At 63.5% G+C, this 21880-nt stretch carries 24 protein-coding genes; 10 read left to right on the top strand and 14 right to left on the bottom strand.

Annotated elements, in window-relative coordinates:
* Nucleotides 1-22: 22 nt before the first annotated feature.
* On the bottom strand, nt 23-769 hold the full coding sequence (locus GTP69_RS25045) for a helix-turn-helix domain-containing protein (RefSeq protein WP_161057430.1): 747 nt from the start codon (nt 767-769) through the stop codon (nt 23-25).
* 188 nt (nt 770-957) lie between these two features.
* On the opposite strand from GTP69_RS25045, the gene GTP69_RS25040 reads away from it, so the two are divergent.
* Nucleotides 958-1803: a phage tail protein gene (locus tag GTP69_RS25040; RefSeq protein ID WP_161057429.1), complete on the top strand. Its 846-nt coding sequence runs from the start codon at nt 958-960 to the stop codon at nt 1801-1803.
* A gap of 6 nt (nt 1804-1809) precedes the next feature.
* Nucleotides 1810-2229, top strand: coding sequence for a phage tail protein (locus GTP69_RS25035; protein WP_202424561.1), 420 nt, complete (start codon nt 1810-1812; stop codon nt 2227-2229).
* Here GTP69_RS25035 and GTP69_RS25030 read toward each other — a convergent pair.
* From GTP69_RS25030 to GTP69_RS25015, 4 genes are read right to left on the bottom strand one after another with little or no spacing between them, the layout of a single operon-like run.
* Nucleotides 2226-3302, bottom strand: a complete 1077-nt coding sequence (locus GTP69_RS25030) for a helix-turn-helix domain-containing protein (RefSeq protein WP_371868111.1) — start codon at nt 3300-3302, stop codon at nt 2226-2228. The two genes, GTP69_RS25035 and GTP69_RS25030, sit on opposite strands and share 4 nt — an antisense overlap.
* Nucleotides 3299-3589, bottom strand: a complete 291-nt coding sequence (locus GTP69_RS25025; protein ID WP_161057427.1) for a hypothetical protein — start codon at nt 3587-3589, stop codon at nt 3299-3301. Before GTP69_RS25025 ends, GTP69_RS25030 begins: the two co-directional genes overlap by 4 nt.
* On the bottom strand, nt 3586-4068 hold the full coding sequence (rfaE2, locus tag GTP69_RS25020) for a D-glycero-beta-D-manno-heptose 1-phosphate adenylyltransferase (RefSeq protein WP_161057426.1): 483 nt from the start codon (nt 4066-4068) through the stop codon (nt 3586-3588). Before rfaE2 ends, GTP69_RS25025 begins: the two co-directional genes overlap by 4 nt.
* 9 nt (nt 4069-4077) lie before the next feature.
* Entirely contained in the window at nt 4078-5259 is a 1182-nt protein-coding gene (locus tag GTP69_RS25015; protein ID WP_161057425.1) for a PilT/PilU family type 4a pilus ATPase, read from the bottom strand.
* 100 nt (nt 5260-5359) lie between these two features.
* Between GTP69_RS25015 and GTP69_RS25010 the strand changes: the two genes are divergently transcribed.
* The 3 genes from GTP69_RS25010 (at nt 5360) to GTP69_RS25000 (ending at nt 7636) form a co-directional block, all read left to right on the top strand.
* Complete coding sequence (locus GTP69_RS25010) at nt 5360-6295, top strand: hydrogen peroxide-inducible genes activator (protein WP_161057424.1); 936 nt, start codon at nt 5360-5362, stop codon at nt 6293-6295.
* 55 nt (nt 6296-6350) lie between these two features.
* Nucleotides 6351-7205, top strand: coding sequence for a 4-hydroxybenzoate octaprenyltransferase (ubiA, locus tag GTP69_RS25005; RefSeq protein WP_161057423.1), 855 nt, complete (start codon nt 6351-6353; stop codon nt 7203-7205).
* A 95-nt stretch (nt 7206-7300) separates the two neighbouring features.
* On the top strand, nt 7301-7636 hold the full coding sequence (locus GTP69_RS25000; protein ID WP_161057422.1) for an ElaB/YgaM/YqjD family protein: 336 nt from the start codon (nt 7301-7303) through the stop codon (nt 7634-7636).
* 12 nt (nt 7637-7648) lie between these two features.
* On the opposite strand, the gene GTP69_RS24995 is transcribed toward GTP69_RS25000, so the two are convergent.
* Together GTP69_RS24995 and GTP69_RS24990 are read right to left on the bottom strand one after the other, a co-directional pair.
* Complete coding sequence (locus tag GTP69_RS24995; RefSeq protein WP_161057421.1) at nt 7649-8761, bottom strand: aldo/keto reductase; 1113 nt, start codon at nt 8759-8761, stop codon at nt 7649-7651.
* Nucleotides 8762-8773: 12 nt separating this feature from the next.
* Complete coding sequence (locus GTP69_RS24990) at nt 8774-9625, bottom strand: aldo/keto reductase (protein WP_161057420.1); 852 nt, start codon at nt 9623-9625, stop codon at nt 8774-8776.
* Nucleotides 9626-9726: 101 nt separating this feature from the next.
* Here GTP69_RS24990 and GTP69_RS24985 point away from each other — a divergent pair, with 101 nt between their 5' ends.
* Nucleotides 9727-10623: a LysR family transcriptional regulator gene (locus GTP69_RS24985; protein ID WP_161057419.1), complete on the top strand. Its 897-nt coding sequence runs from the start codon at nt 9727-9729 to the stop codon at nt 10621-10623.
* Nucleotides 10624-10649: 26 nt separating this feature from the next.
* Here GTP69_RS24985 and GTP69_RS31890 read toward each other — a convergent pair whose 3' ends face one another.
* Genes GTP69_RS31890 through GTP69_RS24965 form a run of 4 tightly spaced genes read right to left on the bottom strand, consistent with a single transcriptional unit; the run spans nt 10650 to nt 12733 of the window.
* Nucleotides 10650-10940 carry a type II toxin-antitoxin system RelE/ParE family toxin gene (locus GTP69_RS31890; protein WP_161057418.1) on the bottom strand — a complete coding sequence of 97 codons (291 nt, stop codon included), beginning with the start codon at nt 10938-10940 and terminating at the stop codon, nt 10650-10652.
* On the bottom strand, nt 10937-11164 hold the full coding sequence (locus GTP69_RS24975) for an addiction module protein (RefSeq protein WP_161057417.1): 228 nt from the start codon (nt 11162-11164) through the stop codon (nt 10937-10939). Before GTP69_RS24975 ends, GTP69_RS31890 begins: the two co-directional genes overlap by 4 nt.
* A gap of 30 nt (nt 11165-11194) precedes the next feature.
* On the bottom strand, nt 11195-12016 hold the full coding sequence (gene proC, locus GTP69_RS24970; RefSeq protein WP_161057416.1) for a pyrroline-5-carboxylate reductase: 822 nt from the start codon (nt 12014-12016) through the stop codon (nt 11195-11197).
* A 3-nt stretch (nt 12017-12019) separates the two neighbouring features.
* A complete protein-coding gene (locus tag GTP69_RS24965; RefSeq protein ID WP_161057464.1) occupies nt 12020-12733 on the bottom strand; it encodes a YggS family pyridoxal phosphate-dependent enzyme in 714 nt (237 codons plus the stop codon).
* A 60-nt stretch (nt 12734-12793) separates the two neighbouring features.
* Here GTP69_RS24965 and GTP69_RS24960 point away from each other — a divergent pair, with 60 nt between their 5' ends.
* The 4 genes from GTP69_RS24960 to GTP69_RS24945 all read left to right on the top strand — a co-directional run bounded on the left by GTP69_RS24960 (nt 12794) and on the right by GTP69_RS24945 (nt 18134).
* Nucleotides 12794-13837 (top strand): type IV pilus twitching motility protein PilT, encoded by a 1044-nt coding sequence (locus tag GTP69_RS24960; protein ID WP_161057415.1) that lies wholly within the window; start codon nt 12794-12796, stop codon nt 13835-13837.
* A gap of 12 nt (nt 13838-13849) precedes the next feature.
* The gene (locus GTP69_RS24955) at nt 13850-14986 is read left to right on the top strand and encodes a PilT/PilU family type 4a pilus ATPase (RefSeq protein ID WP_161057414.1); all 1137 of its coding nucleotides are present in this window, start codon (nt 13850-13852) and stop codon (nt 14984-14986) included.
* The gene (locus tag GTP69_RS24950; protein ID WP_161057413.1) at nt 14986-15471 is read left to right on the top strand and encodes a glutathione peroxidase; all 486 of its coding nucleotides are present in this window, start codon (nt 14986-14988) and stop codon (nt 15469-15471) included. Before GTP69_RS24955 ends, GTP69_RS24950 begins: the two co-directional genes overlap by 1 nt.
* Nucleotides 15472-15638: 167 nt before the next feature.
* Nucleotides 15639-18134, top strand: coding sequence for a putative bifunctional diguanylate cyclase/phosphodiesterase (locus GTP69_RS24945; protein ID WP_229261145.1), 2496 nt, complete (start codon nt 15639-15641; stop codon nt 18132-18134).
* Here GTP69_RS24945 and glcF read toward each other — a convergent pair.
* From glcF to GTP69_RS24930, 3 genes are read right to left on the bottom strand one after another with little or no spacing between them, the layout of a single operon-like run.
* The gene (gene glcF / locus GTP69_RS24940) at nt 18126-19349 is read right to left on the bottom strand and encodes a glycolate oxidase subunit GlcF (protein WP_161057411.1); all 1224 of its coding nucleotides are present in this window, start codon (nt 19347-19349) and stop codon (nt 18126-18128) included. The two genes, GTP69_RS24945 and glcF, sit on opposite strands and share 9 nt — an antisense overlap.
* A complete protein-coding gene (glcE, locus tag GTP69_RS24935) occupies nt 19330-20397 on the bottom strand; it encodes a glycolate oxidase subunit GlcE (RefSeq protein WP_161057410.1) in 1068 nt (355 codons plus the stop codon). Before glcE ends, glcF begins: the two co-directional genes overlap by 20 nt.
* Before the next feature lie 2 nt (nt 20398-20399).
* Nucleotides 20400-21878, bottom strand: coding sequence for an FAD-linked oxidase C-terminal domain-containing protein (locus GTP69_RS24930; RefSeq protein ID WP_161057409.1), 1479 nt, complete (start codon nt 21876-21878; stop codon nt 20400-20402).
* Between the last annotated feature and the right edge of the window lie 2 nt (nt 21879-21880).

Genomic DNA, 21880 nt, shown 5'->3' with positions numbered 1-21880 from the left:
AGCGCGCAAGGATTGTGTGGGTCTAGCGGATTTTTGTCTGGTTCTGCTTGCGATACGCCAGCGGCGTGATGTCCATCGCGCGCCGCATGGCGTGCGTCAGCGCGCTCTGGTCGGCATAGCCGGCCTGCGTGGCCAGCTGCGCAATCGGCAGCGACGATTCCACCAACTGGCGGCAGACGAAGCGCAACCGCATCGCGTTCAGCCAGGCTTGCGGCGTGGTATCGAGTTCTTCGCGGAACACGCGGTGCAGGCTGCTCACGCTCATGCACGCCACCCGCGCCATGCTGTCGGTCTGCCACGGCTGGCCGGGCGCCGCTTCAAACTGCGTCAACGCCGCTTGCAGACGCGAAGCGGGACGCAGCGGCTGCGAGGTCAGCGCTTCCAGCAGCAACGGCGTCCAATGCGTCAGCACGCTGGAGCTGGCCGCGCCCTGCGCGTGCATCATGCCCATGAAATCGATCAGCTTGCCGGCTGCGGCGCCGATCGGCGCATACGGACGCTCGGCCAGCCGCCCCGCCGTGTCGGGCGCGATGGTGGCAAGGTCGAAATCCAGGATCAGCGACTGGTTGGCTTCACGCGAAAACTGCGTGTGCACCAGCCCCGGCGCAATGAAGGCGGCGCGCAGCGGATGCACCACGTCGCCGGCGCCGTTGATGTCCAGCGTCAGTTTGCCCTTGAGCGGCAACACCATTTGGGCGAAGTCGTGCGCGTCCGAGAACGGAGCGGCGTAACTGCGCACATCGATTTCACTGACGGTAAGCGTAGGCATGCCGCCAGTGTAATACAGGCGGCATCATCGCAGGCAAATCCCCGCGATTCTAGGCGCGCGGCGGCGGCGCCATCGCCATCCTGTCTCACTTTTACAGAAATACAACCTTATCTCAAAAAAAACTTTCCGTGGATTGACGCCATCAAGCGCGCTGCCTAATCTGCCCGGGTAATTTACCGGAGAGCAGCATGTCCCTACCCTACGTTGGCCAGATTATCATGACCGGTTTCGGCTTTACGCCCCGGAATTTCGCGCCGTGCAATGGCCAGCGCCTGTCGATCCGGCAGCACCCGGAGTTGTTCCAGGCGATCGGCACCCTGTACGGCGGCGATGGCGTGCGCGACTTCGCCGTGCCCAACCTGCAAGGTGCTACGCCGGTCGGTGCCGGCCGCTCGGCTGATCCGGACTGGACGCCGACGCCTTATGCACTCAACGAAAATGGCGGCGCCGAGATCGTGCCGCTGCGCCGCCATCGGCTTGCCGTCGCGCAGGCTGAGGGCGGCGCAGCGGTCACAGTCGACGTCGGCACTTTCAGCCATGCAAACATGCAGCCATTCCGCGTGATCAATTTCTGCATCGCGCTGCGCGGCGCCGACTCGCCAATGATCGGCGAGATCCGTCTGCTGGCCTTCGCCAGCGCGCCGCAAGGCTGGCTGCCGTGCGACGGCAGCGCCTACCAGATCGAGCACTATGACGAACTGTTCATGCTGCTCGGCGCGACCTACGGCGGCGATGGCGCCACCACCTTCGCGGTACCGGACTTGCGCGGCCAGGTGCCGGTGCATCAGGGTCTGGGCGACAGCCACGGCGCCCAGCGCCGCGTGGTGGGCGATGACGGCGGCCGGGAGGCAGCCACACTGCAAACGCAAGCGTCATCGGCGCCTTCCCATGCCTGCGCGCTCAGCGCCAGCGACGCCGATGCTGGCGACATATTGCTGGTCGCCGCCGGCGCGCCGCAGGGCAATCTGATGCCGACCCTGACGGCGTCCTATTGCATTGCCGCGCGCGGCGCTTTCCCGTCGCGCGCGGCGTAGGAGCAGATGGTGAGCCTCCCATTTATCGGCGAGATCCAGATTTTCGGTTTTGGTTCCGCGCCGCCTGACTGGGCCTTGTGCGATGGCAGGCTGGTCGACGCCAAGGCGTATCCCGAGCTGTATGCGCTGATCGGCGCCACCTATGGCGGCAATGGCGCCACGCACTTCCGCCTGCCCAACCTGACCGGCCGCGCCGTCTGCGGCCATGGCACCGGCAGCGGCCTGACGCCGCGCCAGCTGGGCGAGAGCTTCGGCGTCAACAGCGTCAGCCTGGCGAGCACGCCGACGCAACACCACCGCGCCACGCCGTCCGGGCACAGCGCCATGCATACCATTGACGGCGGCGCCCCACCGCGCGACAACCGCCAGCCGTACGTGGCGCTGACTTTCTACATCGCGCTGCGCGGCAAGATGCCGGCGTTTTAGAACTGCTCCAGGTCGCGCAGCAGCGCCTGCATGCGGAAGTCCTGCGGCGTCATGCCGTAGAAGCGGCGGAAGGCGCGGATGAAATCGGACGCGCTGCTGAAGCACAGTCCATAAGCAATCTCGGTCACCACCACCTTGGGCGAGCGTACCAGCTCATTGGCGGCCTCGCGCAACCGGCAATGGCGGATGTAAGCGCCCAGCCCGCCTTCGTGCTCGAACATGCGGTACAGCGTCGGCCGCGGAATGGCAAACTGGCGCAGGACGCTGTCCGGCGTCAGCGTTTCCTCGCCGAGATTGGCCTGGATGTAGCGCTGGATCTGGCTGCGCAGCGCCGCGCTGGCGGCGGCGCGCGCGCCTTCCGCCAGCCGCGCCTGCTTGCCGAAGGCGGCGATGATCAGTTGCACGCAGGTGCGGATCGCCTGCGCCGCCTCGGCGTCGGACAGTTGCGGCAACTGCCGGCACAGCGTCACCACCTGGTCCAGGATCAGCCGCGTCAGCGGCGTGGTGTAAGTCACTACCCGCCCATGGATGGCCGGCGCATCGAGGATTTCCGCCTCCACCATGGCGCGCGGCACGAAGAACGCCAGCACCCGCGCGCGGCTGGGCCGCAGCATCTGCATCGGCTGACCCATGTCCAGCGCCAGGATGCCGGGCATGAACTGGTCCGCCTTGCGCTGTTGCAGGCCGGTGACGGTTTCGATCACGCCCTCCACCGCCACATGAAAGACATAGTCGCGCACCGCATCGCGCGAGATGCGCGCATTGGTGCGGCGCTGGCAGACCGGATCGGTGCGGCTGTCGAGGAACACCAGGTCCTTGAACACATAGGTGTCCAGCTCGCCGAAGAAGCCGCGGGCCACCTGGCCGCGCGTGACCGGCACTTCCAGGATGCGGCCAACGTAGTCGCTCCACGCCAGCGCCTGCAAGGTGCGCGCCTCACCGCCCACGGTGAAATGCTGGCGCAACATCTGCGGCGTACCATTGGCCGCCCTGCCGTCGCCCTCCGGCAAGACATAACGCTGGTCGCGCGCGGCGATGCGCTGCGCGACGACGTCGGTGTAAGCGTTGCTCACGCCCGCCAGCGCTGCACCCAGCGCAGCACGACCAGCAGGCCGGCGCCGAGTGCGCCGACCATCAGCGTGATGCCGGCCAGCAGCGCAGCCGGTTGGCGGAAGCCGAACACGTCGGCGCCGAACGCCAGCGCCACCGTGGTCATCAACTGCGCCGGATACAGATAGCGCAGCGGACGAAAGGCGCGGCCGTCGCCATGCCGCCAATAACGCAGCGCCAGCGCAAACGCCGGCCCCCACAGCACGCCGAGAAACACCAGCGTGGCGAAGGCGATCAGCAACAATCTCATGGCTGGTGGGTGCGTACTTTGGTCAGCAGCTTGGTGGTCGAGCGGTCATGCTCGAAGTCGATGGCGATCGCCTGGCCGCCGTAGGCCAGCACCGCCTGCCCTTCCGGAATCGCATCCATCTGGTAATCGCCGCCCTTGGCGTAGATTTCCGGACGCGCCTGCTGCACCACTTCCAGCGCGGTGTCTTCGTCAAACTCGACTACCAGGCTGACCGACTCCAGCGCGGCCAGCACCGCCATGCGGTCGGCGGCCGTGTTGAGCGGGCGGTCATCGCCCTTGCCGAGCCGTTTGACAGAAGCGTCAGTATTGGCCGCCACCACCAGCGAGGCGCCCAGCGCGCGCGCCTGCGCCAGGTAGGTGACGTGGCCGCGGTGCAGGATGTCGAATACGCCGTTGGTCAGCACCACCGGCTTGGGCAGCGCCGCCACGCGGGCGGCCAGTTGTTCGCGGGTGCAGATCTTGTCTTCAAATTGAGGCATGGTTGGTTTCTAGGTGTTGGATTCGTGGTCTGGTGCTGGTTCTTGTTCAATGCTCAGCGCGCCAAAGGCGCCGCCGCCCTCGCCCGGTTCGGCGCGGCCGCCGTGCAGCTTGATCTGCAGGCGCAGGCCGTTGGCCGAGTCGGCGTTGCGCAGCGCCTCTTCGTAAGCAATATAGCCTTTATTATAAAGTTCATACAGCGCCTGGTCGAACGTGCACATGCCCAGCTCGCGCGATTTCTGCATGATCTCCTTGATGCTCTGGAAATTCCCCTTGAAAATCATCTCGGCAATGGTCGGCGTGTTGAGCAGGATTTCAATCGCCGCCTTGCGGCCCTTGCCGTCCTCGGTGCGGATCAGCCGCTGCGAAACGATGGCACGCAGGTTGGACGACAAGTCCATCAGCAACTGGTTACGCCGCTCTTCCGGGAAGAAGTTGATGATGCGGTCCATGGTCTGGTTGGCGTTGTTGGCGTGCAGCGTGCCCAGGCACAGGTGGCCGGTCTCGGCGAACGCAATCGCGTGTTCCATGGTTTCGGTGTCGCGGATCTCGCCGATCAGGATCACGTCCGGCGCCTGGCGCAGCGTGTTCTTCAGCGCGTTGTGCCACGACAGCGTGTCGACGCCGACCTCGCGGTGCGTCACCAGGCAGGCTTTGTTTTTATGCACGTACTCGACCGGATCTTCCACCGTGATGATGTGGCCAGCCGAGTTGGCGTTGCGGTGATCGATCATCGCCGCCAGCGTGGTCGACTTGCCGGAACCGGTGCCACCGACCACCAGCACCAGCCCGCGCTTGGTCATGACGATCTCCTTCAGCACCTCCGGCAGCTCCAGCTTTTCCAGCGTCGGAATCTCGGAGGCGATGGTGCGGATCACCATGCCCACATTCTGTTGCTGCACGAAGACGTTGACGCGGAACCGGCACACCTCCGGCAACGAGATGGCAAAATTGCATTCCAGCTCAGTCTCGAACTCGCGCTGCTGCTTGTCATTCATGATCGACAACGCCAGTGCGCGCGTCACGCTGCCGGTCAGCTTCTGCTGGCTCAACGGCTTCATCGCCCCTTGCGCCTTGATACTGGGCGGGAAGTCGGCGGCGATAAACAAGTCCGAACCGCCGGTGTGGTGCATCACCTTCAGCAACTTGTGCAGATAGGCTTGGGCTTCTTCCGGACCAAATGTTGAGGACATATATCGCCTTTCGGATTGTCGTAGCATTATATTCCGCTACAATAGCTCAACTTGGCGTTCCTTTATTGCATCCCAGCATCGCCTGTGTTCAAATAACTTCATGACACTGACCGAACTGAAATACATCGTCGCCGTCGCAAGGGCGAAGCACTTCGGACATGCGGCCGAGGCCTGTTACGTTGCCCAGCCGACGTTGTCGGTCGCCATCAAGAAACTCGAAGATGAATTGGGCGTGGTCCTGTTTGAACGGGGCGGCGCCGAAATCTCCGTCACGCCGCTGGGCGCGCAGATCGTCGCCCAGGCCGAGCGCGTGCTCGAACAAACCGCCGCCATCAAGGAACTCGCCAAGCAGAACAAGGATCCGCTGGCCGGACCGCTGCGCCTGGGCGTGATCTACACCATCGGCCCCTACCTGCTGCCGCCGCTGGTCAAAGGCATGATCGACAAAGTGCCGCAGATGCCGCTGATCCTGCAGGAAAACTTCACCGTCAAGCTGCTGGAGATGCTGCGCCAGGGCGAGCTGGACGCCGCCATCATGGCGCTGCCGCTGCCGGAGCACGGTATGGCCATGCAAGTGTTGTATGACGAGCCATTCGTGGTGGCGATGCCGGCCGCGCACCCGTGGACCAAGCGCAAGCTGATCCCCGCCGACGACCTCAAGACCGAGAACATGCTGCTGCTTGGTAACGGACACTGCTTCCGCGACCAGGTACTGGAAGTATGTCCCGAGATGGCGCGTTTCTCTGCGCCGGGCAATGGCATGCAGCGCACCTTTGAGGGGTCGTCGCTGGAAACCATCCGTCACATGGTGGCCAGCGGCATCGGCCTGACCGTGCTGCCGCGCGCCTCGGTGCCGGACATGGACACCAAGGAAGGCATGCTGCAATTCCGCCCGTTCGAGGAACCGGCGCCGTCGCGCCGCGTGGTCATCGTGTGGCGCAAAAGCTTCACCCGCAAGGCCGCCATCGACGCCGTCTGCGATGTGGTGGCGTCCTGCAATCTGCCGGGCATTACCACCCTCTGTTCCGACGCATGACACCGGGCGCCAGGATTTGCGATAATCACCGCTTTCCTGTTACCCGAAGTGACATATGAACAAGCTGGGCCTCTACCTTCGTCTGATCCGGATGGACAAACCGATCGGCACCGTGCTGCTGCTGTGGCCGACGCTGATTGCGATGTGGCTGGCGAGCGGCGGCGTGCCGGACTGGCGCCTGCTGCTGATCTTCATCCTCGGCACCTTCCTGATGCGCTCGGCCGGCTGCGCCATCAACGACTACGCCGACCAGGACATCGACAAATTCGTCAAACGGACCGCCCAGCGCCCCATTACCAGCGGCCGCGTCAGCGGCAAGGAAGCGGTGGCGATTGCCGTGGTGCTGACGCTGGTGGCCTTCTGCCTGATCCTGCCGCTGAATGCGCTGACCAAACAGCTGTCGGTGGTGGCGGCGATTCTGGCCGGCACCTATCCCTACTTTAAGCGTTTCTTCGCGATTCCGCAGGCTTACCTCGGCATCGCCTTCGGCTTCGGCATCCCGATGGCGTTTGCCGCGATCCAGAACCACGTGCCGCCGGTGGCCTGGCTGCTGCTGATCGGTAACGTGTTCTGGACCCTGGCCTACGACACCGAATACGCCATGGTCGACCGCGACGACGACCTGAAGATCGGTATCAAGACCTCGGCGATCACCTTCGGCCGCTACGACGTCGCCATCATCATGCTCTGCTACGCACTGCATCTGGCGATCCTGCTGGTGTGCGGCTGGCAGCTGGGCCTGCGCCTGTGGTTCGTGGCCGGGCTGGCGGTGGCGGCCGGCATGGCGTGCTATCACTACACGCTGATCCGCAACCGCGAACGCGATCCCTGCTTCTACGCCTTCCGCCACAATAACTGGCTGGGCGGCGCCGTGTTTGCGGGTGTGGCGCTGGACTACGCGCTGCGCTAGACATCGCTGCGCCAATTGAGCGCGCGCAAAGTGGTGACTTCGCCGATACTTACACTGGTTCTCTTTTCCCACCAGCATACACAGACGAGGTCACCATGAGTCAAAACGACATTGCAGACAGCCAGTCCGCCAGCACCACCGCACGCGACCAGCTGATCGACGGCCTGAAAAGCTCCATTAACGAAGCCGAGAAATGGCTGGAAGACAGCGCCGACGACGTCAGCGAAGCCGCCTCCGCCGCCCGCATCCGCTTCGACGACACGCTGCGCACCGCCATCAGCGACCTGCGCAAACTGGAAGACAGCATCCTCGCCCACAGCCGCGACGCCGCCGACAGCGTCAACGTCTACGTGCGCGACAATCCATGGAAAGCCGTCACCGTCGGCGCCACCATCGGCTTGCTGGTCGGCGTACTGCTCAGTCGTAAATAGGCTTCCCCCCCCTTATTTCAGCGGCGCCTCCACGCCGGAGAAGGTCAGCACGGCGTCCGGCAGGCGGGCGCCCTGGATGTGGATGGCGGCGACCGACTGATTCAACTCCGCCAGTTCGGCGGCGGTGAAGCGCAGTGCGCCGGCGCCGATGTTGTCCAGCATGTGCGCCATCTGCGTGGTGCCGGGAATCGGCACGATCCACGGCCGTTGCGCCTGCAACCATGCAAGCGCGATTTGTGCCGGCGAGGCTTGCTTGCGCCAGGCCCAGCGCCTGACCAGTTCAACTAGCGCCAGGTTGTTCGGCAAATTGTCCGGCGCGAAGCGCGGCTCGACTTTGCGAATGTCGCCATCGGCGAAGCGGGTGTTGAGATCAATCGCACCGGTCAGGAATCCCACGCCCAGCGGGCTCCACGGCACGAAGCCGATGCCGAGTTCCTGGCACAGCGGCAGCACACTCTCCTCCGGCCCGCGCCACAGCATCGAGTATTCGCTCTGTACTGCAGCCAGCGGCAGCGCCGCATGCGCCCGGCGCAGCGTCTGCAAACCCATCTCGCTCAGTCCCCAGTGCCGCACTTTGCCGGCCTTCATCAGATCCTGGACAGCGCCGGCCACGTCTTCAATCGGCACCTGCGGGTCGACACGATGCTGGTACAGCAAATCGATGCGGTCGGTGCGTAGGCGCTTCAGCATGCCGTCAACCGCCTGCCTGATGTGCTCGGGCCGGCTGTTGAGTCCCGGCCTCCGCTGGCCGGTTTCCAGATCGATATTCCAGCCGAACTTGGAAGCAATCACGATCTGGTCGCGGAATGGCGCCACGCCCTCGCCGAGAATGCGCTCCACCTCATGCGGTCCGTACGCCTCGGCCGCATCGTAAAACGTCACGCCGCGCTCGAATGCAGTGCGGATGATGTTCAGCATTTCCGGCCGGTTGGGCACCGTGGTCTGATAGGTGCGGCTCATGTTCTGCACGCCGAGGCCGATGCTGGATACTTCCAGCGCACCCAGCTTGCGGCGCTCGCTCAGCGTTGCGGTCGCGGGCACGGCAGCGCCGGAGGCCAGCGGCGCTGCCGCCATCACCGCCGCCGCGGCTTGCAGGAAAGTACGACGATTGGATGCGGATTGCATGATGGCGTCTCCTTAAATATCGAGCTGGCGTTCGCTCATCCATTTGACCATGGCCGGATCGCGGTGCGAGAAGAAGCTGCTGGTCGCGGCTTCCAGCGTGGCGATGGCGGCGATATCGGAGGCGTCGAGACTGAAATCAAACACATCCAGGTTTTCCGCCATGCGCTCGCGGCGCACCGTCTTGGCCAACGCCACGATATTTCGCTGCACCAGCCAGCGCAGTACAACCTGGCCCACCGTCTTGCCATGCTTCTCCGCCAGTCCAGTCAACACCGGGTTGCCGAAGAGATTGTTGCGGCCCTCGGCAAACGGCGCCCACGCCTCGGCCTGCACGCCCTGCTCCAGCATAAACGCCGCGCTGTCCGCCTGCTGGTGGAAAGGATGGACCTCGATTTGATTGACCGCCGGCTTGATGTCGTTAAACGCGATCAAATCCATCAAGCGGTCGGTGTGAAAATTACTGACGCCGATAGCGCGCAGCTTGCCGCCACGGTAAGCCTCCTCCATCGCCCGCCACGAACCGTGCACATCGCCATACGGCTGATGGATCAGGTACAGGTCGAGGTAGTCCAGCTGCAAGCGCCGCAGCGAATCGTCAATGGCCTGTTTGGTGCGTTCGTAGCCGGTGTGCTGCACCCACAGCTTGCTGGTGACGAACAAGTCCTCGCGGGCGAGGCCGCTTTGCTGCAAGCCCTTGCCGACCGCGCCCTCGTTCATATACGACGCGGCGGTGTCGATCAGGCGGTAACCTGCATCGATCGCCTTGGCCACGCAGCGTTGGCACTCGGCCGCATCGGCCACCTGAAACACCCCGTATCCCAGCAGCGGCATGCGGATGCCGTTATTCAGCGTTACATATTCCATGATGCACTCCTATTGATCCAATACCAGTCACTGTAGCGCCAATGGACTCATTTGATTAGTCGCTATAATCGGCATGTCGTCATTAGCAGAGCTAATCAATCATGAAAGAGAATCTTAATGACCTGAGCGCCTTCGTGCTGGTTGCGCGCGCCGGCAGCTTCACGCGCGCGGCGGCCCAGCTGGGCGTATCGCAATCGGCGCTCAGCCAGACGTTGCGGGGATTGGAGGAACGGCTCGGGCTGCGTCTGCTGACGCGCACCACGCGCAGCGTAGCGCCGACCGACGCCGGCGAACGCCTGCTGGCCACCATCGGCCCCAAGCTGGAAGACATCGAAACCGAACTGGTGGCCATGCGCGAACTGCGCGACAAACCGGCCGGCAACATCCGCATCACCGCTTCCGAACATGCGGCCAATACGATCCTGCTGCCCAAACTGTTCAAGCTGCTGCCGGATTATCCCGACCTGAAGGTCGAAATCAATACCGACTACCGGCTGGTGGACATCGTCGAACAGCGTTTCGACGCCGGCGTTCGGCTGGGCGAATACATTGCCAAAGACATGATCGCGGTCCGCATCGGACCTGACCAGCGGATGGCGGTGGTCGGCTCCCCGGCCTATTTCGCCGGCCGCCGCGCACCAAAGCGGCCGCAGGATCTTATGGCGCACGACTGCATCAACGTCCGCCTGCCGACCATGGGCGGCCTGCTGCCGTGGGATTTCCGCAAAGGCAAACAGGAATTGAACGTGCGCGCCGAAGGCCGGCTGATCTTCAACGGCCTGCAGCAGGTGCTCAGCGCCACGCTGGCCGGCATGGGACTGGCGTTCATGCTGGAAGAAGCCGTCGCCCCACACCTCGCCGACGGCAGCCTGGTGCGCGTGCTGGACGACTGGTGCGCCGTCTTCCCCGGCTACCACCTCTACTACCCCAGCCGGCGCCAGCCATCCACCGCCTTCTCGCTGGTGGTGGACGCCCTACGCCACCACCAGCCCGCCTGATCTGCGTCCGCCGCAGGTCAAACATTTCACGGCGCCAGCCGTGCAGGATTACGCCGCGTGTGAAATACGGCCAGAACGACTAGCCTTGCAGCTTCGGCGCGGAAATAGACTGAGTATGGGAACCCGCGCAAGGAGATGCGCCTGATGTCTGCCTGAATAATCGGATACCGCGACGGACTTGCGGCCGCCAAGGCCGCAACCCGATTCACCTCGGCATAAAACCTCGCGCCCAAGCCTGAGCGCTGCCCTTCATACCATTTGACCGCATTGATTACATCATCTGCGGCTGCTGGTTCGAAGGTAATGGGCAGCGTCATTTTTGAAGGCTGGTCTTCACCGCTGCCGTGACGTCATCCAGCGACATGACGTCATCGGGATTGGCGAGATGCCGCTGAAGCCGCCGGTCCAGTTCTTCCTGCTGCTGCCTGGTTGGCGGTGGCACTTCATGGCGGTCCACCAGACCGTTCCATATGGCCTCCACCAATTCAATCTGGTCATCAACCGGCAGTGTCTTGGCTTGCGCCAGCAAAGTATCTTTCATGATGAACCTCCTGCATGAGAATCCAGTCTATCACGCGGAGCCCAGCTCGTCGCCAAGCTCCTTGCCACGGGCGGCGGCGGCTTTCATGGCGGTGATGATGGATGCTTTGATGCCGCTGTTTTCCATGCTGGTCAGCGCGGCGTAGGTGGTGCCGCCCTTCGACGTGACCCGCTCGCGCAGCAGCGATACCGGTTCGCTCGATTGCAGCGCCAGCTGGGCCGCGCCGGTAAAGGTGGCCAGCGCCAGTTGCTTGCCCTGCTCCGCGCTCAGGCCCATTTCCTCGGCCGCCTGCTGCATCGCTTCGATGAAGTAGAACACATAGGCCGGACCGCTGCCGGATACCGCCGTCACCGCATCGATCTTGCTTTCGTCATCCAGCCACACGGTCGGACCGACCGCGCGCAGGATGTCGTCGGCGGCCCTGGTCTGCTCGGCGCTGACGCCCGACATGGCCACCATGCCGGTGATGCCCTTGCCGATCAGCGCCGGCGTGTTCGGCATGCAGCGCACGATGGCGCCATGGCCGCCCAGCCAGCGCGACAGGTCGGCGCCGCGTATGCCGGCCGCAATCGACACGATCAGCGGCGGCCGCGCCGCATCGATGAACGGCAGCAGCTGCGCCGCCACTTCGCGCATGCTTTGCGGCTTGACCGCCAGCACGATCACATCCGCCGCGCCGACCGCCGCATCGGTCCCGGCCGCCGTGGTCACGCCGTACTGCTTGTGCAGCCGCGCCAGCGCGTCCGCGTTCGGGTCCGCCACGTGGATGTTGGCGCCGGCGGTCAGTTTATTCGCCAGGCCGGCGATCAGGGCCGCAGCCATATTGCCACCGCCGATAAATGCAATTTTCATGATTCAAGCCTTGTTGTAATGGCGCGCGCCAAAAATCGCGCTGCCCACGCGCACGATGGTGGCGCCCTCGACAATCGCCGCCCGCAGGTCGGCCGACATGCCCATCGACAGCGTATCGAGCGCCAGCCCGTCGGCACGCAGTTGGTCATATAAAGTCCGCAGCTGGGCGAAGGCCGCGCGCTGCTGGTCAAAGTCGTCGGCCGGCTCGGGGATCGCCATCAGGCCGCGCAGGGTCAGGTTGGGCAGCGCGGCGACCTTGTGGGCCAGCGCCGCCACCTCCTGCGGGGCGACGCCGCTCTTGCTGGCCTCGCCGCTGATATTCACTTGCAAGCAAATCTGTAGCGGCGCCAGCCCGGCTGGCCGCTGTTCGGACAGCCGTTGCGCGATCTTTTCGCGCTCGACCGTGTGGACCCAGGCGAAGTGCTCGGCGATCGGCCGCGTCTTGTTGCTCTGGATCGGGCCGATGAAATGCCACTCCAGCGCCGGCCCGCTGTCCCCCAGGGCCTGCTGCACGGCCTGGATCTTGTCCACGCCCTCCTGCAGATAGTTCTCGCCGAACGCGCGCTGGCCGGCGTCAACCGCCTGCAGCACCGCCTCCGCTCCAAACGTCTTGGACACCGCCAGCAGCCGCACGGCGTCCGGCGAACGACCCGATTCTTGGGTAGTGGCAACAATTGTCGCGGTGATGGCTTGCAAGTTCTGGCGGATCAGGGACATAATCATCGAGTAAGGATCGTTATAACAGGCCACATATACGTCTGGGCACAGGGATTATAAATGGACATCTCCGAACTACTCGCATTCTCCGTCAAGAACAAGGCTTCGGACTTGCACCTGTCCGCCGGGCTGCCGCCGATGATACGGGTGCACGGCGACGTGCGCCGCATCAACCTGCCGCCGCTGGAGCACAAGGACGTGCACGGCATGATCTATGACATCATGAACGACTCGCAGCGCAAGGCCTACGAGGAAATGCTGGAGGTCGACTTCTCGTTCGCGATTCCCGGCCTGGCGCGTTTCCGCGTCAACGCCTACAACCAGGAGCGCGGCGCCTCGGCAGTGCTGCGGACCATTCCGTCCAAGATCCTGAGCCTGGAAGAACTCAACGCGCCGAAGATCTTCGCCGAATTCGCGCTCAAGCCGCGCGGCCTGGTGCTGGTGACCGGGCCGACCGGCTCCGGCAAGTCGACCACGCTGGCGGCCATGGTCAACCACCTCAACGAAAACGAGTACGGCCACATTCTGACGATCGAAGACCCGATCGAGTTCGTGCACGAATCCAAGAAATGCCTGATCAACCAGCGCGAAGTGGGACCGCACACGCTGTCGTTCAACAACGCGCTGCGCTCTGCGTTGCGGGAAGACCCGGACTGCATCCTGGTCGGCGAGCTGCGCGATCTGGAAACCATCCGCCTGGCCTTGTCGGCGGCGGAGACCGGCCACCTGGTGTTCGGCACGCTGCACACCTCGTCGGCGGCCAAGACCATCGACCGTATCGTCGACGTGTTCCCGGCCGATGAAAAGGAAATGGTGCGCGCCATGCTGTCGGAATCGCTGCAGGCGGTGATTTCGCAGACCCTGCTAAAAACCAAGGACGGTACCGGCCGCGTGGCCGCGCACGAAATCATGGTGGCAACGCCGGCCATCCGCAACCTGATCCGCGAAGCCAAAGTGGCGCAGATGTACTCGGCGATCCAGACCGGCAGCAGCGTCGGCATGCAGACGCTGGACCAGAACCTGACCGACCTGGTCCGCCGCAACATCATCAGTGGCGCCGCCGCCCGCAGCGCCGCCAAAACGCCCGACAACTTCCCTGGTTAAAGAAAGCACAGAATGGAACGCGATCAGGCCTCAAAATTCATGTTCGACTTGCTGCGCCTGATGCTGGCCAAGAAGGGCTCGGACCTGTTCATCACCGCCGGCTTCCCGCCGGCAGTCAAGATTGACGGCAAGATGACACCAGTGTCAGCCCAGGCGCTGACCGCCGCCCACACGCTCGATCTGGCCCGTTCCATCATGAACGACAAGCAGGCGGCCGGCTTCGAGCTGACCAAGGAAGCCAACTTCGCCATCAGCCCCGGCGACATCGGCCGCTTCCGCGTCTCCGCCTTCGTGCAGATGGGCGCGGTCGGCATGGTGCTGCGAACCATCAATTCCGACATCCCCAAGCTGGAAGAACTCGGCCTGCCCGAGGTGCTGAAGGATGTGGTGATGGCCAAGCGCGGCCTGGTGATCATGGTCGGCGCCACCGGCTCCGGCAAGTCGACCACCTTGGCCGCCATGGTCGGCTACCGCAATGAGAACAGCTACGGCCACATCATCACCATCGAAGATCCGGTCGAGTTCGTTCACCCGCACAAGAACTGCATCGTCACCCAGCGCGAAGTCGGCGTCGATACCGACGACTGGGCGGTGGCGCTGAAGAACACGCTGCGCCAGGCGCCGGACGTTATTCAAATCGGCGAGATCCGCGACCGCGAGACCATGGACCACGCCATCGCCTTCGCCGAAACCGGCCACCTGTGCCTGGCCACCTTGCACGCCAACAGCGCCAACCAGGCGCTCGACCGCATCATCAACTTCTTCCCCGAGGAACGCCGCCAGCAACTGCTGATGGATTTGTCGCTGAACCTGAAGGGCATGATTTCGCAGCGCCTGATTCCGAAGAAGGAATCCAAGGGCCGCGCGGTGGCCATCGAAATCATGCTGAACTCGCCGCTGATCTCGGACCTGATCTTCAAGGGCGAGGTGCACGAGATCAAGGAACTGATGAAGAAGTCGCGCGAACTGGGCATGCAGACCTTCGACCAGTCGCTGTTTGAACTGCATGAAGCCGATCTGATCACCTACGAGGACGCGCTGCGCAACGCCGACTCCGTCAACGACCTGCGTCTGACCATCAAGCTGGAAGGCAAGGCCGCGAAGAACCGCGACCTGTCGGCCGGCACCGAACATTTGGGACTCATTTAATGAACACGATTTTCGATATTTCCGCCGACAGCCTGAGCGGCCAGCCGGTCGACCTGGGCCAGTACAAAGGCAAGGTGCTGCTGATCGTCAACACCGCCAGCAAGTGCGGCTTCACGCCCCAATACAAGGGGCTGGAAGCGGTGTACCAGCAATTCAAGGACAAGGGCGTGGAAGTGCTGGGCTTCCCATGCAACCAGTTCGGCGCGCAGGAACCGGGCGCGGCCGACGAGATCGGCGCCTTCTGCGAGAAGAACTATGGCGTCACCTTCCCGCTGTTTGCCAAGATCGACGTCAACGGCGAACACGCCCACCCGCTGTTCCAGAAACTGAAGAAGGACGCGCCCGGCATCCTGGGTACCGAAGGCATCAAGTGGAATTTTACAAAATTTCTGATTCGCAAGGACGGCACCGTCTACAGCCGTTACGCTCCGGCCACCAAGCCGGAAGAGCTGATCGGCGACATTGAAAAGCTGTTGGCTGAGTGATCTCGACAACAAACTGTCCAGTACAAAGGTTAAATGCAGAAAACGTTTTCCGAAAAAACGTGTCAGAGCTTAACTTTTAGGTAATAATGAATTTTGGTCGTTTCCTGTCGAATCCGTCGTCTATGTCCTTAATGGGAAAAATCCTGTCACCTTGGTTGCGGATGGGAATGTACTCCAGGCTGTTCCTGCCCATCTTCCTGATCATCGCGATGGTGGTGGGCATACGGTATCACCTGATGCTGGAGTCCGAGACCACCAACGCCAACGCGCGCTATCAGCATGATGCCGATGAGCTGGCCGCGCATTTGAGCAAGGCGCTGCTGCCAGCGCTGGCGGCGCCCGACCGCGCCGGCATGGATGCGACGCTGTCCTCGGCGCTGCTGCTCAACGCCGACCTCGACGCCGCGCGGCTCGACTACGCCGGCGGCCATCTGGAAGCGCTGCGCAGCGCGCGTGCGGCGCCGGAATATCCGGGCTGGTTCACGCGGCTCAGTCCTATCGTCCATAACAGCCGCACGCTGGCCGTCGGCGATGCCACGCTGACGCTGGACTTCGAACCGGTCCAGCCGCTCAACGGCGTGTGGCGCAACGTCCATCAGCAGGCCGTGATCTCGGCGCTGAACGTCACCATCATCTATGCCCTGCTAGGCATCATCATCTTCGCCAACAAGCGCATGCTGCGCCGCCTGGCCGACGCCACCAACCGCTTCCAGGCCGGCGACCACGATGTGCGCCTGCCGGTGCGCGGCACGCTGGAGGGACGCATGCTGGCCTCCACCTTCAACAACATGGCGCAGCGCGTGCAGGCGCTGGTGCACAAGCTGCAGCAAAGCCAGAATGACCTGAGCGCACAGCTGACCCGCACCCTGCTGGCGCAGCAGCAGCTGCAAGTGGAGAAGGACCGTATCGAAGTCACGCTGGCGTCGATCGGCGACGCCGTCATCACCACAGATTTGCACGGCAAGGTCGACACCATCAACGAAGTGGCGCAGCAGCTGACAGGCTGGCCGGAGTCGCGTGCGCGCGGCATGGAGCTGCATCAGGTGTTTGTGTTGGCGAATAACTTCGGCCAGCATTCGCTGCTGAAGGCGATGAAACAGATTTACGCGGGCGGCGAAGTGGTCAAGGTCGGCAACCAGAGCCTGCGCAACCGCGTCGGCCAGACCAGCACCGTGGAATACACCGCCAACGCCATCCGCACGCCGCAAGGCGAAGTGCAAGGCTCGGTGCTGGTGTTCCGCGACGTGACCGAACGCCGCCAGCTGATGCAGCAGATTTCGTGGCAAAGCAATCACGATATTTTGACGGGCCTGCCCAACCGCGCCGCGCTGGCGCTGCGTTTCGAGCAGGAGGTGCAGCGCGCGCGTGAGCATAACTATCTGCTGGCCGTGTGCCTGTTCGACCTCGATCATTTCCAGCACGTGAACCAGACCATGGGCCAGGCGGTGGGCGACGAGGTCCTGAAGCAGGCCGCCAGCCGCCTGCACGACTTTGCCGGCCAGCGTCACTACGTGGCGCGCCTGGGCGGCGACGAATTCGTGCTGCTGCTGCCGGAACTGAACGACCGCGCCGCCATCGACTACGCCATGAGCAAACTGATGGCCGCACTGGCGCGCGATTACGTTTGCAGCGGCAAGGCGGTCAGCATGTCGGCCAGCGTCGGCATCGCGGTCTACACCGGCAATGACATCAGCGCCGACAACCTGCTGCGGCATGCCGACCAGGCGCTGTACCAGGCCAAGATCACAGGCCGCAACCGCCATCACTTCTTCGACGCCGACCTCGATGAGCAGGTCCGCACCCACCACAACCGCCGCACCGAAGTGCGGGCGGCGGTGCACGATAATGAACTGGTGCTGTTCTATCAGCCCAAGCTGGATATGCGCAAGGGTCGCATCGTCGGCATGGAAGCGCTGCTGCGTTGGCAGCATCCGCTGCGCGGCATCATCGCGCCGGGCGACTTCCTGCCGATCGTGGAGCACAGCGATGTGATTGTCGATATCGGCGAGTGGGTGCTGCGCGAGGCGCTGCGGCAGTTGGAGTCGTGGCGTTCGTTCGATGCGGACTGGGTGATCAGCGTGAACATCGCAGCGCGCCATTTCCAGCGTCACGATTTTGTCGAGCGTCTGAAGGATATCCTGGCCGAGTTCCCGGATGTGCCGCCACATATGCTGGAGCTGGAGATTCTGGAGTCGTCGGCGCTGAGCGACATCGCCCACGTGCGCAGCATCATGCTGGCGTGCCAGGCGCTGGGCATCAGCTTTGCGCTGGATGATTTCGGCACCGGCTATTCGTCAATGTCCTACCTGAAGCGGCTGCCGGCCGATGTGCTGAAGATCGACCAGAGCTTCGTGCGCAATATGCTGGTGGACCGGGATGACCTGCACCTGGTCAGCGCGGTGATCGGGCTGGCGCGCTCGTTCGGCCTGGGCGTAATTGCGGAGGGCGTGGAGACTATCGAGCATGGCGCCATGCTGATGCGCCTCGGCTGCGATCTGGTGCAGGGCTACGGCATTGCGCGGCCGATGCCGGCCGATGATGTGCTGGCGTGGGTAGGCAGCTTTGATACGGCGCCGATATGGCAGGCGGCAGCCGGCCTGCCGCCGATTATCAGCCTGCATGCAGAGCCGGCAGGCGGCACGTCGCAGCTGGCGTTAATTTAAGGCGTGGTCGATTAGCTCTATCCAGTGGATCACCGGCTTGTCTGTGCCGGATTGAAGATGCGCGCTGCACCCGACGTTGGCGGAGACGATGGTGTCCGCGCCGGTGTAGTGCAGATTAGCCAGCTTGCGGTCGCGCAGTTGTAGCGAGAGTTCCGGCTGTAGCAGCGAGTAGCTGCCGGCTGAGCCGCAGCACAGATGGCTGTCCGCACACAGCACCACGTCAACGCCCACCGCGCGCAACACACCTTCGGCTTTGCCACGAATCTGCTGGCCGTGCTGCAGCGTGCAAGGCGGATGATAGGCGACGCGCCCCGCAGCAGTCTTCGCCCGCCGCGCTAGTTCCGGTTCAAACTGCGGCATGATCTCGCTCAGGTCGCGCGTCAGCGCCGAGATGCGCTGCGCCTTGTCCGCATACGCCGGATCATGCGCCAGCAGATGGCCATATTCCTTCACCGTCACGCCGCAGCCGGACGCGGTCATCACAATCGCCTCGACTGCACCGGATTGCACATACGGCCACCACGCGTCGATATTGCGGCGCATGTCGTCCAGTGCCGCCTCCTGCTGATTCATATGATGCCGCAGCGCGCCGCAACATCCCGCCTTCGGCGCCACGATCAACTGCACGCCCAGCGCATCTAGCACGCGCGCGGCGGCGGCATTGATATTCGGCGCCATGGCCGGCTGCGCACAGCCCTCCAGCACCAGCATCTTGCGCGCATGCTCGCGCGTTGGCCACACGCCGGCAGGCTGCTGGCGCGGCACCTTGTCCTGCATCGCCGGCGACAGCAAAGGCCGGAAAACCTGCCCCGCCCGCAACGCCGTCTTGAGGACCGACTTGCGCGCTAAGCCCTCCACCAACACCTTGCGCTTGAGCCGCTCCACCAGCGGACGCTGCACCCGCTCCTCTACCACCTTGCGTCCGATATCCAGCAACCGTCCATACTTCACACCAGACGGGCAGGTGGTCTCGCAATTGCGACAGGTGAGACAGCGATCCAGATGCAACTGCGTCTTGGCCGTCACCGGCTCACCTTCCAGCACCTGCTTGATCAGATAAATACGCCCACGCGGGCCATCCAGCTCATCGCCCAGCAATTGATACGTCGGACAGGTCGCCGTACAAAAGCCGCAATGCACGCAAGCGCGCAGAATCGCATCGGCCTCTTCGCCCTCGCGCGTATGCTTGATGAAATCAGCGAGATTGGTTTGCATACATACGCCCTGGATTGAAGATCCCAGCGGGATCGAACGACTGCTTCAAACGTTCATGGATTTTTGCGACCGCAGGCGCCAGCGGATGGAATACGCCAACGTCTTTGTCGCCGCCTCGGAACAAAGTCGTATGACCGCCCGATGCTGCAACCGTGCGGCGTATGCTGTCCGCATCCGCCTCATCCACCTTAAGCCAACGTTGCGAACCACCCCACTCGATCAGCTGCTCACCGCGCAGGATAATCGCGCTGGCATGCGACGGCACCGACATGCGCCACAAGCTGCCGCCGTTAAAATAAGCGTGCGTCTGATCGCGCAATGATGCCCAGAAGTTCGCCGCGTCCGCGTCAGCAAGCGGCTGACCACCCAGACGGCGCTGCGCCGCCTCCACCGCCGCATCCGCGCCGGACAGGCGCAAGGTCAACACACCCTGATGCCAGCAACTCGCCGATATCGGCAACGGCTGACCGGCCCATTCGTTCAAACGCGCGAGTGCATCGATCTCACCCATCTCAAACCGCAGACTGGCTTCACGCAGCGGTACCGGCAGCACCTTCAGCGACACCTCAAGTATCAAGCCCAAGGTGCCGAGCGACCCAGCCAGCAATCGCGAAACGTCATAGCCCGCCACGTTCTTCATCACCTGCCCGCCGAAGCGCAGCACCTCGCCACGGCCATCCATCAACACCGCGCCAAGCACAAAATCACGCACCGCACCTGCACTGGCGCGGCGCGGGCCGGACAGCGCACTGGCCACCACACCGCCAATCGTGGACTCCGGGCCAAAGCGCGGCGGCTCAAACGCCAGCATCTGATGGTGCTGCGCCAGCAGCATCTCAATCTCTGCCAGCGGCGTGCCACAGCGTGCCGTGATCACCAGTTCCGTCGGCTCGTAGGAGATGACGCCGCTGTTGACGCGCGTATCCAGTACCTCGCCGTCGAGCGACTGCCCATACCAATCCTTGGTGCCGCCGCCGCGCAAACGCAACGGCATGCCGGCAGCGCTGGCGGCACGAATACGGTCGGAAAAATCGGTGTAGTCAGTCATCGTCAAAAGCGTGGAAGGTGGGCAAACGGCAGCGCGCCGCCGCTGACGCGCATGCGGCCGAATTCAGCGCAGCGGTGCAGCGTGGGAATCGCCTTGTCGGGATTGAGCAAGCCGGCCGGATCGAAGCTGCGCTTGACCGAGAAAAACGCCTCCAGCTCGGAAGGCGTGAACTGCACGCACATCGAATCGATCTTCTCGATGCCGACGCCATGCTCGCCGGTGATGGTGCCGCCGACTGCCACGCACAGCGCCAGAATTTCCGCACCAAACGCTTCGGCGCGCTGGAACTCGTCCGGGATATTCGCATTGAACAGAATCAGCGGGTGCAGATTGCCATCGCCCGCATGGAACACGTTCGCGCAGCGCAGGCCATACTTGATCTCCATCGCAGCGATGCCGGCCAACACCTCGCCCAAACGCTTGCGCGGGATAGTACCATCCATGCAGTAGTAATCCGGCGAGATGCGGCCGGCAGCAGGAAAAGCGTTCTTGCGGCCGGACCAGAACTTGAGCCGCTCCGCCTCCGACTGCGACACCGCAATCGCAATGGCGCCGGCGTCATTCAGCACCGCCGACATGCGCGCGATTTCCTCTTCCACTTCCTCGATGGTGCCATCGGCCTCGCACAGCAGAATGGCGGCAGCGTCGGTGTCATAACCTGCCTTGACGAACGGTTCCACCATGCGCGACGACGTCTGGTCCATCATCTCCAGGCCAGCGGGAATGATGCCGGCAGCGATCAGCGCCGCCACAGCGTGACAACCCTTTACCACCTCGTCGAACGACGCCATGATCACGCGCGCGGTGGCTGGCTTGGGCACCAGCTTCACCGTCACCTCGGTGACGATACCCAGCATGCCCTCGGAACCGATGAACACCGACAGCAGATCCAGCCCCGGCGCATCCAGCGCGCCGCTGCCCAGCTCCACCACATCGCCCTCGATGGTCACCACGCGCACGCGCAGCACGTTATGCACCGTCAGACCGTACTTCAGACAATGCACGCCGCCCGAATTCTCAGCCACATTACCGCCGATAGTACAGGCGATCTGCGACGAGGGATCGGGGGCGTAATACAAACCATACTGCGCCGCCGCTTCCGAAATCGCCAGATTGCGCACGCCCGGCTGCACCACCGCCGTCCGCGAGGTCGCATCCATACGCACGATACGGTTCAGGCGCGCGGTCGACAACACCACACCCTCCGCAATCGGCATCGCGCCGCCGGACAAACCGGTACCCGCGCCACGCGGCACGATCGGCACGTTCAACTCATGGCACACCTTGAGCACCGCAACAATCTGCGTCTCGCTATCCGGCAGCACGACGATCATCGGCAGCTGCCGATAAGCGGCCAGGCCGTCGCATTCATAAGGACGCGTATCCTCCGGCGCCGACAGCACAGCGCGCTGCGGCAGCACATGCTGCAACGCCGCAGCAACCTGCGCACGCCGGGAGACAAGATCGGAAACAGTGTTCATGG

It is taken from the genome of Duganella levis (assembly GCF_009857605.1).
GTDB classification, from domain to species: domain Bacteria; phylum Pseudomonadota; class Gammaproteobacteria; order Burkholderiales; family Burkholderiaceae_D; genus Rugamonas; species Rugamonas levis.
Note: the sequence above shows the minus strand (reverse complement) of the source record. Positions and strands in the feature narration are given on the sequence as shown.